This is a genomic window from Streptomyces longispororuber, assembly GCF_024448165.1.
Lineage (GTDB): Bacteria > Actinomycetota > Actinomycetes > Streptomycetales > Streptomycetaceae > Streptomyces > Streptomyces longispororuber_A.
The window spans coordinates 26755-39627 of the sequence record NZ_JAMOLN010000020.1 but is presented as its reverse complement, the minus strand read 5'-3'; the positions used below and the strand labels follow the sequence as shown (position 1 = coordinate 39627).

The 12873-nt window shown below is 72.2% G+C and carries 13 protein-coding genes; 11 read left to right on the top strand and 2 right to left on the bottom strand.

The window, feature by feature from the left end; translation table 11 throughout:
- Positions 1-74: 74 nt before the first annotated feature.
- Complete coding sequence (locus M4J07_RS08385) at positions 75-1277, top strand: winged helix DNA-binding domain-containing protein (protein ID WP_255969042.1); 1203 nt, start codon at positions 75-77, stop codon at positions 1275-1277.
- Between the two features lie 77 nt (positions 1278-1354).
- Here M4J07_RS08385 and M4J07_RS08380 read toward each other — a convergent pair whose 3' ends face one another.
- Complete coding sequence (locus M4J07_RS08380; RefSeq protein ID WP_255969040.1) at positions 1355-1636, bottom strand: hypothetical protein; 282 nt, start codon at positions 1634-1636, stop codon at positions 1355-1357.
- Positions 1637-1771: 135 nt separating this feature from the next.
- Between M4J07_RS08380 and M4J07_RS08375 the strand changes: the two genes are divergently transcribed.
- The 7 genes from M4J07_RS08375 (at position 1772) to M4J07_RS08345 (ending at position 7729) form a co-directional block, all read left to right on the top strand.
- Entirely contained in the window at positions 1772-2134 is a 363-nt protein-coding gene (locus M4J07_RS08375) for an arsenate reductase family protein (protein WP_255969037.1), read from the top strand.
- Positions 2135-2283: 149 nt separating this feature from the next.
- On the top strand, positions 2284-3315 hold the full coding sequence (gene glnII, locus M4J07_RS08370; RefSeq protein WP_255969035.1) for a glutamine synthetase: 1032 nt from the start codon (positions 2284-2286) through the stop codon (positions 3313-3315).
- Positions 3316-3398: 83 nt separating this feature from the next.
- Positions 3399-3524: a hypothetical protein gene (locus tag M4J07_RS48220; RefSeq protein WP_308284741.1), complete on the top strand. Its 126-nt coding sequence runs from the start codon at positions 3399-3401 to the stop codon at positions 3522-3524.
- Between the two features lie 78 nt (positions 3525-3602).
- Positions 3603-4151, top strand: a complete 549-nt coding sequence (locus tag M4J07_RS08360; RefSeq protein WP_255969031.1) for a winged helix-turn-helix domain-containing protein — start codon at positions 3603-3605, stop codon at positions 4149-4151.
- Positions 4152-4270: 119 nt separating this feature from the next.
- Positions 4271-5536: a sensor histidine kinase gene (locus tag M4J07_RS08355; protein WP_255969029.1), complete on the top strand. Its 1266-nt coding sequence runs from the start codon at positions 4271-4273 to the stop codon at positions 5534-5536.
- A complete protein-coding gene (locus M4J07_RS08350) occupies positions 5521-6171 on the top strand; it encodes a response regulator transcription factor (RefSeq protein ID WP_255969027.1) in 651 nt (216 codons plus the stop codon). The genes M4J07_RS08355 and M4J07_RS08350 overlap by 16 nt, the downstream gene beginning before the upstream one ends.
- A gap of 64 nt (positions 6172-6235) precedes the next feature.
- Complete coding sequence (locus M4J07_RS08345) at positions 6236-7729, top strand: DUF1996 domain-containing protein (protein ID WP_255969024.1); 1494 nt, start codon at positions 6236-6238, stop codon at positions 7727-7729.
- A gap of 31 nt (positions 7730-7760) precedes the next feature.
- Here M4J07_RS08345 and M4J07_RS08340 read toward each other — a convergent pair whose 3' ends face one another.
- Positions 7761-8213: a hypothetical protein gene (locus M4J07_RS08340; protein ID WP_255969022.1), complete on the bottom strand. Its 453-nt coding sequence runs from the start codon at positions 8211-8213 to the stop codon at positions 7761-7763.
- A 129-nt stretch (positions 8214-8342) separates the two neighbouring features.
- Between M4J07_RS08340 and M4J07_RS08335 the strand changes: the two genes are divergently transcribed.
- The 3 genes from M4J07_RS08335 to M4J07_RS08325 all read left to right on the top strand — a co-directional run bounded on the left by M4J07_RS08335 (position 8343) and on the right by M4J07_RS08325 (position 12851).
- Entirely contained in the window at positions 8343-11450 is a 3108-nt protein-coding gene (locus M4J07_RS08335; protein WP_255969020.1) for an alpha-N-acetylglucosaminidase, read from the top strand.
- 70 nt (positions 11451-11520) lie between these two features.
- Positions 11521-12327 (top strand): tyrosine-protein phosphatase, encoded by an 807-nt coding sequence (locus M4J07_RS08330; RefSeq protein ID WP_255969018.1) that lies wholly within the window; start codon positions 11521-11523, stop codon positions 12325-12327.
- 17 nt (positions 12328-12344) lie between these two features.
- Positions 12345-12851, top strand: a complete 507-nt coding sequence (locus M4J07_RS08325) for a tetratricopeptide repeat protein (RefSeq protein ID WP_255969016.1) — start codon at positions 12345-12347, stop codon at positions 12849-12851.
- Positions 12852-12873: the final 22 nt, after the last annotated feature.

Genomic DNA, 12873 nt, shown 5'->3' with positions numbered 1-12873 from the left:
AGTCAACGGTGCGCCGCCGGGGGCCCGCATGCCAAGTACGGCAAACAGGTGACCGGTCCGGCAGGATGGCCGGCATGAACAGCGGACCCAGGAGGCACATCGGCACCGCCGAGCGGCGTGTGCGGCTCGCCCTCGCGCACCGGCTGGCCCCCGCCGCGCGGGCGGAGCACGCGGAGGACGTGGCGCGCTCGCTCGTGGCGCTGCACGGCACGGACCCGGCGACCGTCTACCTCGGGGTCGGGGCGCGGCTCGCCGACCCGGGCCCGACCGTGCCGGATCTGGAGCGGGCCCTGTACGAGGACCGGACGCTGGTGCGGATGCACGGGATGCGGCACACCGTGTTCGTGTTCCCGACGGAGTTCGCGGCGACCGTGCACGCCTCGACCGGGCTCGCGGTCGCGGCGAAGGCGCGGGCCGGGCTGCTCAGGGACCTGACGACGGGCAGCGACGGACGGCTCACGCCCGAGTGGCTGGCGGAGGTCGAGGCGTCGGCGCTGGCCGCGCTGGAGCGGCGCGGTGAGGCCACGGTGACCGAACTGACCGTGGCCGAGCCCCGGTTGAAGGAGCAGTTCACGTACGGCAGGGGGAAGAGCTACGAGGCCGAGCAGACGGTGTCGTCGCGGCTGATGCGGGTGCTCGGGGTGGAGGGGCGGGTCGTACGGGGCCGGCCGCTCGGCTCGTGGACCTCGACGCAGTTCCGCTGGGCGATCGCCCCGCCGCATCCCGAACTCCCGGTCGCCGAGGCCCAGTCGGAGCTGCTCGGCCGCTGGCTGACGGCGTGCGGGCCCGCCACGGAGGGGGACCTCAAGTGGTGGACCGGCTGGAAGGTCACGGACGTGCGCAGGGCGCTGGCCGCGGTGGAGGCGGTGCCGGTGTCGCTCGACGGCGGCGGCACGGGGTACGTCATGCCGGACCGGGTGGACGCGCCCGACGCCGATCCCGGGCCGTGGGCGGCGCTGCTGCCCGGTCTCGACCCCACGGCGATGGGCTGGCAGGAGCGCGACTGGTACTGCCCGCCGGAGCTGCGGCCCGCCCTCTTCGACGGCAGCGGCAACATCGGCCCCACGGTGTGGTGGGGCGGGCGGATCGTGGGCGGCTGGGCGCAGCGGGCGGACGGCGAGGTGGTGTGGCGGCTCCTGGACACGACGGGCGGCCGGGCGGCGGAGCGGGCGGTGACGGCGCAGGCCGCGCGCCTGTCCGCGTGGGCGGCCGGAACGCGGGTGACGCCCCGCTTCCGCACGCCCCTGGAGAAGGAGCTGGCGGCGACGGGCTCTTGAGGCGGACCGGGGTGCACACACCCAGTGCACACGCACACCCGGTGGCCGGGTCACCCGGCCACCGGGAAACGCACAGGTCAGCGGCTGTAGCGCAGCAGCGCTCGCACCATGTGGCAGGTCGTGTCCGACGGCGGGTGGACGCCGATGAGCTCGGCCGTGGAACGGATCCTTCGGTTGTGGGCCTGGTTGGGAAGGTAGACACCGGAGTCGAGCAGGGCTATCGCCAGGCGCATGGCCTTCAGGCGACGGTTGTGCGTGATGTACCAGTCGCGGGGTCGCCCCGCGGGGAGCGGCCTCTTCTCGAGCGGCGTGTACGGCAGATCGATCAACATCGGAGCGGCGGCAGCGGGCACAGGCATCCTCCTGTCGCGGACTCGAAAGCCCCCGAAAGCTCTCGAACACTGCTTCTATTCTACTGCCGACCACTGACAAAAGCCGCTGGCCAGACCCCAGTTGAGGCAGTCGCGGAAGGCCTCTCGCGTACCGTGGGCCCCATGGAGATCTGGATCAACCCGGCCTGCTCGAAGTGCCGCAGCGCGCTCACCCTGCTCGACGCCGAGGGCGCCGACTACACGGTGCGCCGCTACCTGGAGGACGTACCGGCCCCCGACGAGATCCGCGCCGTGCTCGACCGGCTCGGACTCGAACCGTGGGACATCACCCGCACCGCCGAGGCGGCCGCGAAGGAGCTGGGCCTGAAGGACTGGGCGCGGGACGCGGACGCCCGCGAGCAGTGGATCGAGGCGCTCGCCGCGCACCCGAAGCTGATCCAGCGCCCGATCATCACGGCCGACGACGGCACGGCGGTGGTGGCGCGCAGCGAGGAGGCGGTCCGCGACGCGCTGGGCCGCGGCTGACCGCTTCCCTGATCGCATACGAGGTCACGGGCCGCGTCCCGCCCCGGGCGACTCCGGTAACACGGGGTTCACACACGGGCAACGGCCGGGAAATCGCCTGTTGACAGGCTGCCCGGCAGATAGAGACCCGTGAGTGAGGATGTGGCCCCGTGACGTTCAAGGCTGAGTACATCTGGATCGACGGCACCGAGCCGACGGCCAAGCTTCGTTCGAAGACGAAGATAATCGCGGGCACGCCCGCCGGCCTGGACACGCTGCCGATCTGGGGCTTCGACGGGTCCTCCACCAACCAGGCCGAGGGCCACGCCTCCGACCGCGTGCTCAAGCCCGTCGCCGTGTACCCGGACCCGATCCGCGGCGGCGACGACGTGCTCGTCATGTGCGAGGTCCTCAACATCGACATGACGCCGCACGAGTCCAACACCCGGGCCGCGCTCGCCGAGGTCGAGGAGAAGTTCGGCACGCAGGAGCCGATCTTCGGCATCGAGCAGGAGTACACGTTCTTCGAGGGCGAGCGCCCGCTCGGCTTCCCGGTCGGCGGCTTCCCCGCCGCCCAGGGCGGCTACTACTGCGGCGTCGGCACCGACGAGATCCACGGCCGTGACGTCGTCGAGGCGCACCTGGACAACTGCCTCAAGGCGGGCCTCGGCATCTCCGGCATCAACGCCGAGGTCATGCCCGGCCAGTGGGAGTTCCAGGTCGGCCCGCTCGCCCCGCTGGAGGTCTCCGACCAGCTGTGGGTGGCCCGCTGGCTGCTCTACCGCACCGCCGAGGACTTCAAGGTCTCGGCCACCCTCGACCCGAAGCCGGTCAAGGGCGACTGGAACGGCGCGGGCGCGCACACCAACTTCTCGACCAAGGCGATGCGCGAGGGCTACGACGCGATCATCACCGCCTGTGAGTCGCTCGGCGAGGGCTCCAAGCCGATGGACCACGTCAAGAACTACGGCGCCGGCATCGACGACCGGCTGACCGGTCTGCACGAGACCGCCCCGTGGAACGAGTACTCCTACGGCGTCTCGGACCGCGGCGCCTCGGTCCGCATCCCGTGGCAGGTCGAGAAGGACGGCAAGGGCTACATCGAGGACCGCCGTCCGAACGCCAACGTCGACCCGTACGTCGTCACCCGGCTCCTCGTCGACACCTGCTGCTCCGCCCTGGAGAAGGCCGGCCAGGTCTGATTCCGGCCATGAGCCGTTCCTGGGCGCCCGCTTCTTGCGCGGGCGCCCTCTCCTTTGCCCACTCCATCTGCTTCAATATGGACATGGCCAGCATCCAGGACACCACCGCACGAGGTCACCGTGACGACCTCGAGCCGTTCTGGCCTTCCCGACAGCACCACGACTTCGACCGGGTGTGTTGCCGCGCGATGAACGCGCAGGCCCTCTAAAGCCGTTCGGCCTTCGGTCTGCGCGCACGACGTACGTCCCTTCCCAGACGGCCTCTCGCGCGAAAGAGTCGACCACTCATGGCTAACGCCCGCTCCCTCTCCGTTGCCCCCTCCCCCGCCCGTACCCGGCTGCGCGCCGTCGACCGCGACGAGATCGTCGACGTGACGGAGTTCCTGCCGCCGGGCGCGACGCTGCTGCCCGCCCCGCCGCACACCCTGCCCACCCTGCCGGGCCGCCCGCCGATGATCGGCTACCTGGTGCTCGTCCCGGCCGACCAGCAGCCGCTGCTCCCCACACCGGTGCCCGCCGACGAGCCCGCCCCGGCTGCCTCCGACACGCTCATCGGCATCGACGGCGCGCAGCGCACCGCGCGCGTCGACGGACGTCAACTCGACCTCACCTACCTGGAGTTCGAGCTGCTCGCCCACCTCGTCGCGCACCCGCACCGGGTGCACACCCGGGACCAGCTCGTCACCACCGTGTGGGGCTACGGGCACGTGGGCGACGGCCGCACCGTCGACGTCCACGTCGCCCGGCTGCGCCGCAAGCTGGGCGCCGAGCACCGCAAGGTGATCCAGACGGTGCGGCGCGTGGGCTACAAGTACGCGCCGCCGGCCGGCCGCTGATCCGCGCGTGCCGGGGTGTACCCAGTGACACCCCGGTACGGGTGCCGTTCCCACTGACCGGGGCCGTTCCAGCGGCGACACTGTGAGGGTCGGGAGTCGCGGAACGGACGGAGTGCGGAATGGGTGCGAGGGTGCGGAGCGCCGTGCGGGCGGGGCTGCGGGGACTGTGTCTCGCCGCGGCCGGGCTCGCCGGGTCGATCACCTTGTTCGTGCTGTCCGTGCTGTCGATCGTCTTCGTGCTGCTCGGGGTCGGCGCACTGACCACGCCGTGGGTGCTCGGGCTCGTGCGGCACTGGGCGAACTGGCGGCGGGTCGTCGCCGCCGAGTGGTGCGGGGTCCGGATCCCGGCGACGTACCGGCCCTTTCCGGACGATCTGCGCGGCGGGATCGTCGGGCAGCTGGAGCGGTGCCGGCTGATGCTCGGCGATCCCGCGACCTGGCGGGACCTGCGCTGGCTGCTGGTCGACATGACGGCCGGGTTCGTGACGGCGGTGCTGCCCGCGGGGCTCGTGTTCTATCCGCTGGAGGGGTACGCCATCGCGGCCGGACTGTGGCGGGTGTTCACGGACGGCACGCACGTCGGCTACTGGTACGGGTTCGTGCCGATCAGCGGGCAGGGCACGGCGCTGCTCGCCGCGCTGCTGGCGACGGCGCTGCTGGTCACCGGGCTGTTCACGGCGCCCGCCCTGCTGCGCGTGCACTTCCTGCTGACCCGGTCCGTGCTCGCCCCGGCGGACGGTGAACTCGCCGAGCGCGTGCGGGTGCTGACCGAGACCCGGCGGGACGCCGTGGACACCTCCGCGGCCGAACTGCGGCGCATCGAGCGGGATCTGCACGACGGGGCGCAGGCCCGGCTCGTCGCGATGGGCATGGACCTGGGCACCGTCGAGGCGCTGATCGAGAAGGACCCGGCCCGGGCGAAGGAGTTGCTGGCGCAGGCCAGGCAGTCGTCGGCGGACGCGCTGACCGAGCTGCGCGACCTGGTGCGCGGTATCCATCCGCCGGTGCTCGCCGAGCGTGGACTCGGCGACGCCGTACGGGCGTTGGCGCTGCGGCTGCCCGTCGCGACGGAGGTCGACGTGGAGCCGGCCGGGCGGGCCGACGCACCCGTCGAGTCCGCCGCGTACTTCGCGGTCAGCGAGGCGCTCACCAATGCCGTCAAGCACGCGGGCGCGGACCGGATCTGGGTCGACATCGCGCACGGCGACGGCATGCTGCGGGTCTCCGTCACCGACAACGGCAAGGGCGGCGCGGTGATCGGAGCCGGCGGCGGGCTGAGCGGGATCGAGCGCAGGCTCGGTACATTCGACGGTGTCCTCGCCGTCAGCTCCCCCGCGGGCGGTCCGACCATGGTGACCATGGAGATCCCTTGCGTGTTGTCCTAGCCGAAGACCTGTTCCTGCTGCGGGACGGGCTCGTGCGGATGCTGGAGGCGTACGACTTCGAGATCGCGGCCGCCGTCGAGAGCGGACCCGAACTCACCAAGGCCCTCGCGGAGTTGGACCCGGACGTCGCCGTCGTCGACGTGCGCCTGCCGCCCTCGCACACGGACGAGGGCCTGCAGTGCGCGCTCGCGGCGCGGCGGGCCCGGCCGGGGCTTCCGGTGCTCGTCCTGTCGCAGCACGTGGAGCAGCTGTACGCCCGCGAGCTGCTCGCCGACGGGACCGGCGGGGTCGGGTACCTGCTGAAGGACCGGGTCTTCGACGCGGACCAGTTCATCGACGCGGTGCGGCGGGTGGCCGCCGGCGGGACCGCGATGGATCCGCAGGTGATCCAGCAGCTGCTGTCGCGGCGGGCGGCGGACCCGCCGCTCGGCGGGCTCACCCCGCGGGAGCTGGAGGTCCTCGAACTGATGGCGCAGGGCCGGTCCAACGCGGCGATCGCGGGTCAACTCGTGGTCACGGAACGGGCGATCGCGAAGCACACGTCGAATATCTTCGGAAAACTGGGACTTCCGGTGTCGGACGACGACAATCGGCGGGTTCTCGCGGTTCTCGCCTATCTGGATCAAGGGCGTTAGGGGATTCCGGAGTTTTCTGACGGCTCCTTTGAACATCGGCGGCTCGCGTTGCGTACGTAGTCCCATGGGACGCACCTCACGGAAACGGCGCTCTTCGCTGGCGACGCGGATGACCATCGCGTCGGCCGCACTGCTCCTGGGCGGAGGTGGGCTGGTCGCTGTCAATGTGTACGCGTCGGCCCATGAAGAAACCTCCGGACCCTCCGGGGAATCGGGACAGGACGCGAGCAGCGCAGCGCAGCAGACACAAGTGGCCACCATCGACTGTCCGGACGTCGGCAATGCCCTGCCCGACGTGCCGGACGGGGCCCGTGGCCGGGTCGACGGCGAACTGGCCACGCTGGACAGCCAGATCACGGAGGCGTATCAGCGGCTCGCCTCGAACCGGGCCGCCGCCGCCCAGGACCCGAACTTCGTGCAGAACAGCATTCTGGGCCCGCTGAAGGACAAGCGCGTGGCCGTCCTCGGCCGGATCGGCCAGGACATCGGGCGTGCGGGCGGGCAGCCGCCGGACGGGCTCGACGGGATGGCGCAGTGCACGGGCCGGTCGGCCGGGGGCGGCGGGAGCAGCTCCCCCGCGCCGTCCGGCAGTTCGGCCCCCGGCCAGGATCCGTCGCAGCAGCCGGGGCAGCCGGGCCAGTCCGGACAGCCCGAGCAGCCGAGCACCGGCAACGGCCCGGAGGCGGGCGACTTCGTCGCCATCGAGTCCGTCCAGCCCAACGTCAGCAACGCCCGCAACCAGCGCGGCGCGTCACGCGGCACGTTCACCACCAAATGCGGGCGCAATGAGAACGGCAAGTTCAATCCGGACAATGTCATTGTCGCGCCCGGTGTGAGCAATGGCGCTCACCACATGCACGATTATGTGGGAAATCAGGCGACGGACGCCTTCTCCAGTGACGACGATCTCGCCGCGGGGCAGACCAGCTGCCGCAATCAGGGAGACAAGTCGACCTATTACTGGCCGGTGCTCAGGCTGCAGAACGGAAAGGACGAGGCGGACGCGGGCGCCGACGGCGGCGGAAAGGACCAGAACGTCGGAGAGATCCAGACGCCGGCCTCGGTGACCTTGAAATTCGACGGGAATCCGACGAGCAAGGTCGTGGCGATGCCGCGCTTCCTGCGGATCATCACGGGTGACGCGAAGGCGTTCACCAACGGCGACGCGAACGCCAACGCCTCGTGGAGCTGCACCGGGTTCGAGAACCGGCAGCTGAAGGACAAGTACCCGATCTGCCCGGACGGCTCGAAGGTCGTGCGCACCTTCCGGTTCCAGAGCTGCTGGGACGGGACGAACACCGACAGCGCCAACCACCGCACGCACGTGGCCTTCGAGGACCCGCGGACCGGTGCCTGCCCGCAGGGCTTCAAGGCGATCCCGCAACTGGTGCAGCGCATCGTGTACGACGTGCCGCCGGGGCCCGGCTTCGCCGTCGACTCGTTCCCCGAGCAGCTGCACAAGCCGGTCACCGACCACGGCGACTTCATCAACGTCTTCGACACCCGGCTGATGCAGCGCGTCGCGAGCTGCATCAACCGGGGCGACCGCTGCACCTGACCGCACTCCCCCCGGCCGCTGCGCGGCCGGCTCAGTGGTGACCCGTGTGCCCGGAGCCGGGCGACTCCTCGTGACCCCCACCACCGCTACTCCCCGAGTGGTGCGAGGAGGACCGCTCCACGGTCCCGCCGAGCCGGCCGCGCAGCTCTGTCACGACCCGGTCGGGGCCGACGGCGATCCACCGGCGGCCGACGAGGTAGGTGCCGCCGTAGTCGTCGGCCGCGTCCAGCCACTCGGCCTGGCCGCGGTCGGTGGCGAAGGTGGCCAGCACCCAACGGGACCGGCCCGAACCGCAGTTGGCCTGGCGCAGCTCGTCGGCGTCGGTCTGGACGTCGGGCTTCGCGCAGCCCGCCCGGTGTGCCAGTTGCTCCAGTGAGCCGCTCGCCGTTCGGGGGATCTTCGGCGCCGGGCGGCCGTCCCCGTGTGCCGTGCACCCGGTCGCGGCCGCGAGCACCACGACCCCCGCCACCAGTAGCTTCCTCATTGCGCACTCCTGTCCCGTCTGCGTTCCGTGCACCGACACGTTCGCGCCGACCCCGTGCGCACCGTTGAGCGCGGACGTGCACCCGGTTAGCGTGCGCCGCACCATCCGCGACGCAGGGGGGTCACACGTATGTCCGCGCCAACGAGACGCACGGTTCTCGGCACGGCAGGTGCCGTCGGGCTCGGCACTGCCCTGGGGGGCCTGGCCGTGCCGACGGCCGCACATGCCGCTCCGGCGGTTGATACGTCCGCGGCGCTCGCCGCGCTCAAAAGGCAACTGCCGCACCATGCGGACCAGTTCAGTCTCAGACTGGTCGCCCCGCAGGGCGGCGCGGACCGTTTCCGGGTGTCCGGGACACGGGGCCGCATCGAGGTGTACGGGACGACCCCGGCCGTGATCCTGGCCGGGGTCCACTGGTATCTGAAGTACGTGTGCGGGGCGCACATCGCGTGGAACGGCAGCCAGCTGGACCTGCCGAACAAGCTGCCGGCCCCCGCCCGCCCCCTGGAGCGCTCGACGTCGCTCCCCCACCGCTTCGCGCTCAACGACACCAACGACGGCTACACCGCGCCCTTCGCCGACTGGCCGTACTGGGAGCGCATGATCGACGTGCTCGCGCTGCACGGCTGCAACGAGGTCCTCGTCATCGCGGGCATGGAGGCCGTCTACCACCGCGTCCTGAAGGACTTCGGCTACAGCGACGAGGAGTCCAGGGCCTGGCTCCCGGCGCCCTCGCACCAGCCGTGGTGGCTGCTGCAGAACCTCTCCGGCTACGGCGGTCCGCTCACCCCCGAACTCATCGCGAAACGCGCCGAGCTGGGCCGGAAGATCACCGACCGGCTGCGCGCGCTCGGCATGAAGCCGGTGCTGCCCGGCTACTACGGGCACGTCCCGAAGGGCTTCGTCGACCGCAACGGCGGCGACGCGCACGTCGTGCCGCAGGGCGTCTGGCACGGCTTCGAGCGCCCCGACTGGCTCGACCCGCGCACCACGTCGTTCGCGCAGGTCGCCGAGTCGTTCTACGGCCACCAGAAGGACCTGTTCGGCGAGGTCGACGCGTTCAAGATGGACCTGCTGCACGAGGGCGGCACGGCGGGCGACGTGCCGGTGCCGGACGCGGCGCGCGGCGTGGAGGCGGCGCTGCAGAAGAACCGGCCGGGCGCGACCTGGGTGATCCTCGGCTGGGAGGCCAACCCGCTGCCCGAGCTGCTCGACGCCATCGACAGGAAGAAGATGCTGATCGTCGACGGCGTCTCGGACCGGTACACGTCCGTCACCGACCGCGAGAAGGACTGGGGCGGCACCCCGTACGCGTTCGGCACGATCCCGAACTTCGGCGGCCGCACGACGATCGGCGCCCGCGCGCACATCTGGAACGAGAAGTTCTTCGCGTGGCGCGACAAGCCGGACAGCGCGCTGGCCGGGACGGCGTTCATGCCGGAGGCGACGGACCGCGATCCGGCCGCGTTCGAGCTCTGGTCCGAACTGGCGTGGACGGAGAGCACGGTGGACCGGGCGGCCTGGTTCGCCTCGTACGCCGACTTCCGCTACGGCCGCCGCGACAAGGACGCCCGCGCCGCCTGGCAGGCGCTGCACGACACGGCGTACCAGCAGAAGGCGGTGGAGCGCTCCGACCCGCACGACTCGCTGTTCGCCGCCCGCCCCGACCTGTCGGCCGACCGCGCCGCCTACTACGCGCCGCGCGCCCTCACCTACGACCCGGGCCGCTTCGACGCGGCGCTCGCCGGACTCCTGGGCGTGGCGGGCGGCCTGCGGGGCAGCGCCGCGTACAAGAACGACCTCGTGGACGTCGCGCGCCAGGCCCTCGCGCACCGCAGCCGCCAGCTCCTGCCCCAGCTCAAGGCGGCGTACGCGGACAAGGACCAGGCGACCTTCAAGGCCCTGTCGACGCTGTGGCTGAAGCTGATGCGGCTGTCGGACGACGTGACCGGCACCGCCCAGGCGTTCCTGCTCGGCCCGTGGATCCAGGACGCCAGGAACCTGGCCACGAACGACACCGAGCGCGCCGAGTTCGAGCGCTGCGCGAAGGTCCTGATCACGGTGTGGGGCGACCGGGCCACGTCCGACCCCGGCAACCTGCACGAGTACGGCAACCGCGAATGGCACGGCCTGATGGCCGACTTCTACCTGCCGCGCTGGCAGAAGTGGCTGGACGAGCTGCAGGACGCGCTCGCGGCGGGCCGGGCGCCGGCGGCGATCGACTGGTTCGCGTTCGAGGAGCCGTGGACCCGGGAGCGCAAGGACTATCCGCTGCGCCCGTACGGGGACACGTACCGGACGGCCGCCCGCGTCCGGGACGTGCTCGCCCGCGCCCCCTACCAGGGCGCCCTCACGGTCACCGCCGAGCCGGCCGCCTTCCCGCCGGGCGGGCACGCGCGCGTGGCGGCCACGTTCCACAACGTCAACGGGCTGCGGGCGACCGGCCGCGTCGACTTCACGCTGAAGGGCATCGACGCGGAGCCGGAGGGCGCCACCTCCCTCAAGAGCGTCGCGCCCGCGGGCGAGGGCACGGTGGCGTGGCGGGCGAGCGCGCCGGGCACCCCGCTCGACCGGCCGCTGCGCCCGCTCCCGTACACGCTCGACGTGCAGTACGGGCCCGCGGGCGAGGACCGGGTCACCTACGAGCACAAGGGCACGCTGTTCGAGGCGGGGCCGCCGGCGGCGGGCTGGAAGACGTACAGCAACAACGCGGCCGTCTTCGGTCAGCTCGACGACCGGTTCGCGATCGACGGCGGCGGCGCCGACCTGTGGAAGGGCACGACGGAGTTCGGCACGGCGTACCGCGAGGGCGCCTTCACGGACGGCTCGTCGGCGGTGCTGCGGGTGGACGCGCAGGCGGTCACGGGCGCGTGGGCACGGGCGGGGATCATCGTGCGCAACTCCCTCGCCACGCCCGGCTCCCAGGGCTTCCTCAACCTGTCGGTGACGCCGTCGAACGGGGTGGTCCTGTCCTACGACACGAACGGCGACGGCACACTCGACACGTACAAGCGGATCACCGGGATCAAGGCGCCGGTGCTGCTGCGGCTGAGCCGGGCCGGCGGGTCGTACACCGGCGAGTGCTCCACGGACGGCGGGACGACCTGGCGGACCGTCGCGACCGTACCGGTGCCGGGGGCGGCGGCGACGCAGGACGTGGGCCTGTTCATGACCGCGACGAACGGCGGGAACGGAGCGCGCGGCACGGTCGAGTTCAGCGGCTGGCAGCTGTCGTAGCGCGGCGGGGCCGGTAGGGGACACTGGGCGGGACATACCGCGCAAACCCGAACGTACGGGAGTTCCGCCCATGGCCGTCCCCATCCCCGCCACCACCGTCGCCAACCTGCGCGACCTGGGCGGCACCCCGCTCGCCGACGGCGGCCGGGTGCGGCCCGGGCTCGTCTTCCGCTCGGGTCAGCTGGACCGGCTCGACCCGGCGGCCGACCCCGCCTTCGCGGCGCTCGGCATCCGCACGATCCTGGACCTGCGCACGGACGCCGAGCGCGCCGCCCGCCCCGACCGCACCCCGGACGGGGTGCGCGCACTGGCCGCGGACGCGCTCGCCGACAAGCTGGCGCAGGCCGGGGTGGCACCCGCGGCGGCCCAGCTGAAGGAGGTGCTCGCCGATCCGGTGCGCGCGGAGCGGCAGTTGGGCGGCGGCAAGGCCGAGGCGCTGTTCGCCGACACGTACCGGTCGCTGGTCTCGTCGGGCTCGGCGCGCGCCGCGTACCGCACGCTGCTCCTGGAACTCGCCGCGCCCGACGCCGGGCCGCTGCTCTTCCACTGCACGGCGGGCAAGGACCGCACCGGCTGGGGCACCACCGTGATCCTGACCCTGCTGGGCGCGGACGACGCCACGGTCGAGGCGGAGTACCTGGCGGTGAACGCGGCGGTGCGGCGGTCGTTCGCGCCGCTCGTCGAGGGGTTCACGGCCCAGGGCGGCGACCCGGACATCGCGCTCTCCGTCATCGGGGTGGTGCCCGGCTATCTGGGGGCCGCGCTGGAGGAGGTGGCCACGCGGTACGGCGGCGTCGAGACCTACGTACGGGAGGGACTCGGCGTGCCGGACGAGGCCGTGGCCGTGATCCGAAAGCGGTTGACGGCCGACGGGTGATCGCCGAGGGTGACCCGATGGGCATCGAGGACAGTGACTGGGAAGCGCGGATCGCGGCCGCGTGGGCGACGTTCGACGACTACGACGAGGAGAGCGCGGGCGACTTCCGCGCACTCGTCGACGGCCTCGTCGCCGAACTGCCCGCCGACAGCCCGGTGGCCGCCTTCGAGCGCGCCTGCGCCTGGGACTCGACGGGCCACTCCGACAAGGCGGTGCCGCTGTACCAGGAGGGGCTGCGGCTGGGGTTGACCGGGTATCGGGCCCGCCGCACGAAGATCCAGCTGGCCAGCTCGCTGCGGAACGTCGGGCGGGCCGCGGAGGGGGTCGCCCTGCTGGAGCCCGAACTGGGCGCGCCCGGCGACGAGTTGGACGATGCGGTGCGGGGGTGTCTGGCCCTGTGCTACTCCTCGCTGGGGCGGGACCGGGAGGGGTTGTCGTTGGTGCTGGAGGCTCTGGCGCCGCATCTGCCGCGATATCAGCGGTCGATGGGGAACTATGCCCGAGCGTTGCGGGTCGCGCCGTAGCTTCGGGGGTCGGGTTCCGGGT

Bases quoted from the DNA above. Each gene is read 5' to 3' on its own strand.
- M4J07_RS08385 (WP_255969042.1), top strand. From the start codon at position 75: ATGAACAGCGGACCCAGGAGGCACATCGGCACCGCCGAGCGGCGTGTG.
- M4J07_RS08380 (WP_255969040.1), bottom strand. From the start codon at position 1,636: ATGCCTGTGCCCGCTGCCGCCGCTCCGATGTTGATCGATCTGCCGTAC.
- M4J07_RS08375 (WP_255969037.1), top strand. From the start codon at position 1,772: ATGGAGATCTGGATCAACCCGGCCTGCTCGAAGTGCCGCAGCGCGCTC.
- M4J07_RS48220 (WP_308284741.1), top strand. From the start codon at position 3,399: ATGGCCAGCATCCAGGACACCACCGCACGAGGTCACCGTGACGACCTC.
- M4J07_RS08360 (WP_255969031.1), top strand. From the start codon at position 3,603: ATGGCTAACGCCCGCTCCCTCTCCGTTGCCCCCTCCCCCGCCCGTACC.
- M4J07_RS08355 (WP_255969029.1), top strand. From the start codon at position 4,271: ATGGGTGCGAGGGTGCGGAGCGCCGTGCGGGCGGGGCTGCGGGGACTG.
- M4J07_RS08345 (WP_255969024.1), top strand. From the start codon at position 6,236: ATGGGACGCACCTCACGGAAACGGCGCTCTTCGCTGGCGACGCGGATG.
- M4J07_RS08340 (WP_255969022.1), bottom strand. From the start codon at position 8,213: ATGAGGAAGCTACTGGTGGCGGGGGTCGTGGTGCTCGCGGCCGCGACC.
- M4J07_RS08335 (WP_255969020.1), top strand. From the start codon at position 8,343: ATGTCCGCGCCAACGAGACGCACGGTTCTCGGCACGGCAGGTGCCGTC.
- M4J07_RS08330 (WP_255969018.1), top strand. From the start codon at position 11,521: ATGGCCGTCCCCATCCCCGCCACCACCGTCGCCAACCTGCGCGACCTG.
- M4J07_RS08325 (WP_255969016.1), top strand. From the start codon at position 12,345: ATGGGCATCGAGGACAGTGACTGGGAAGCGCGGATCGCGGCCGCGTGG.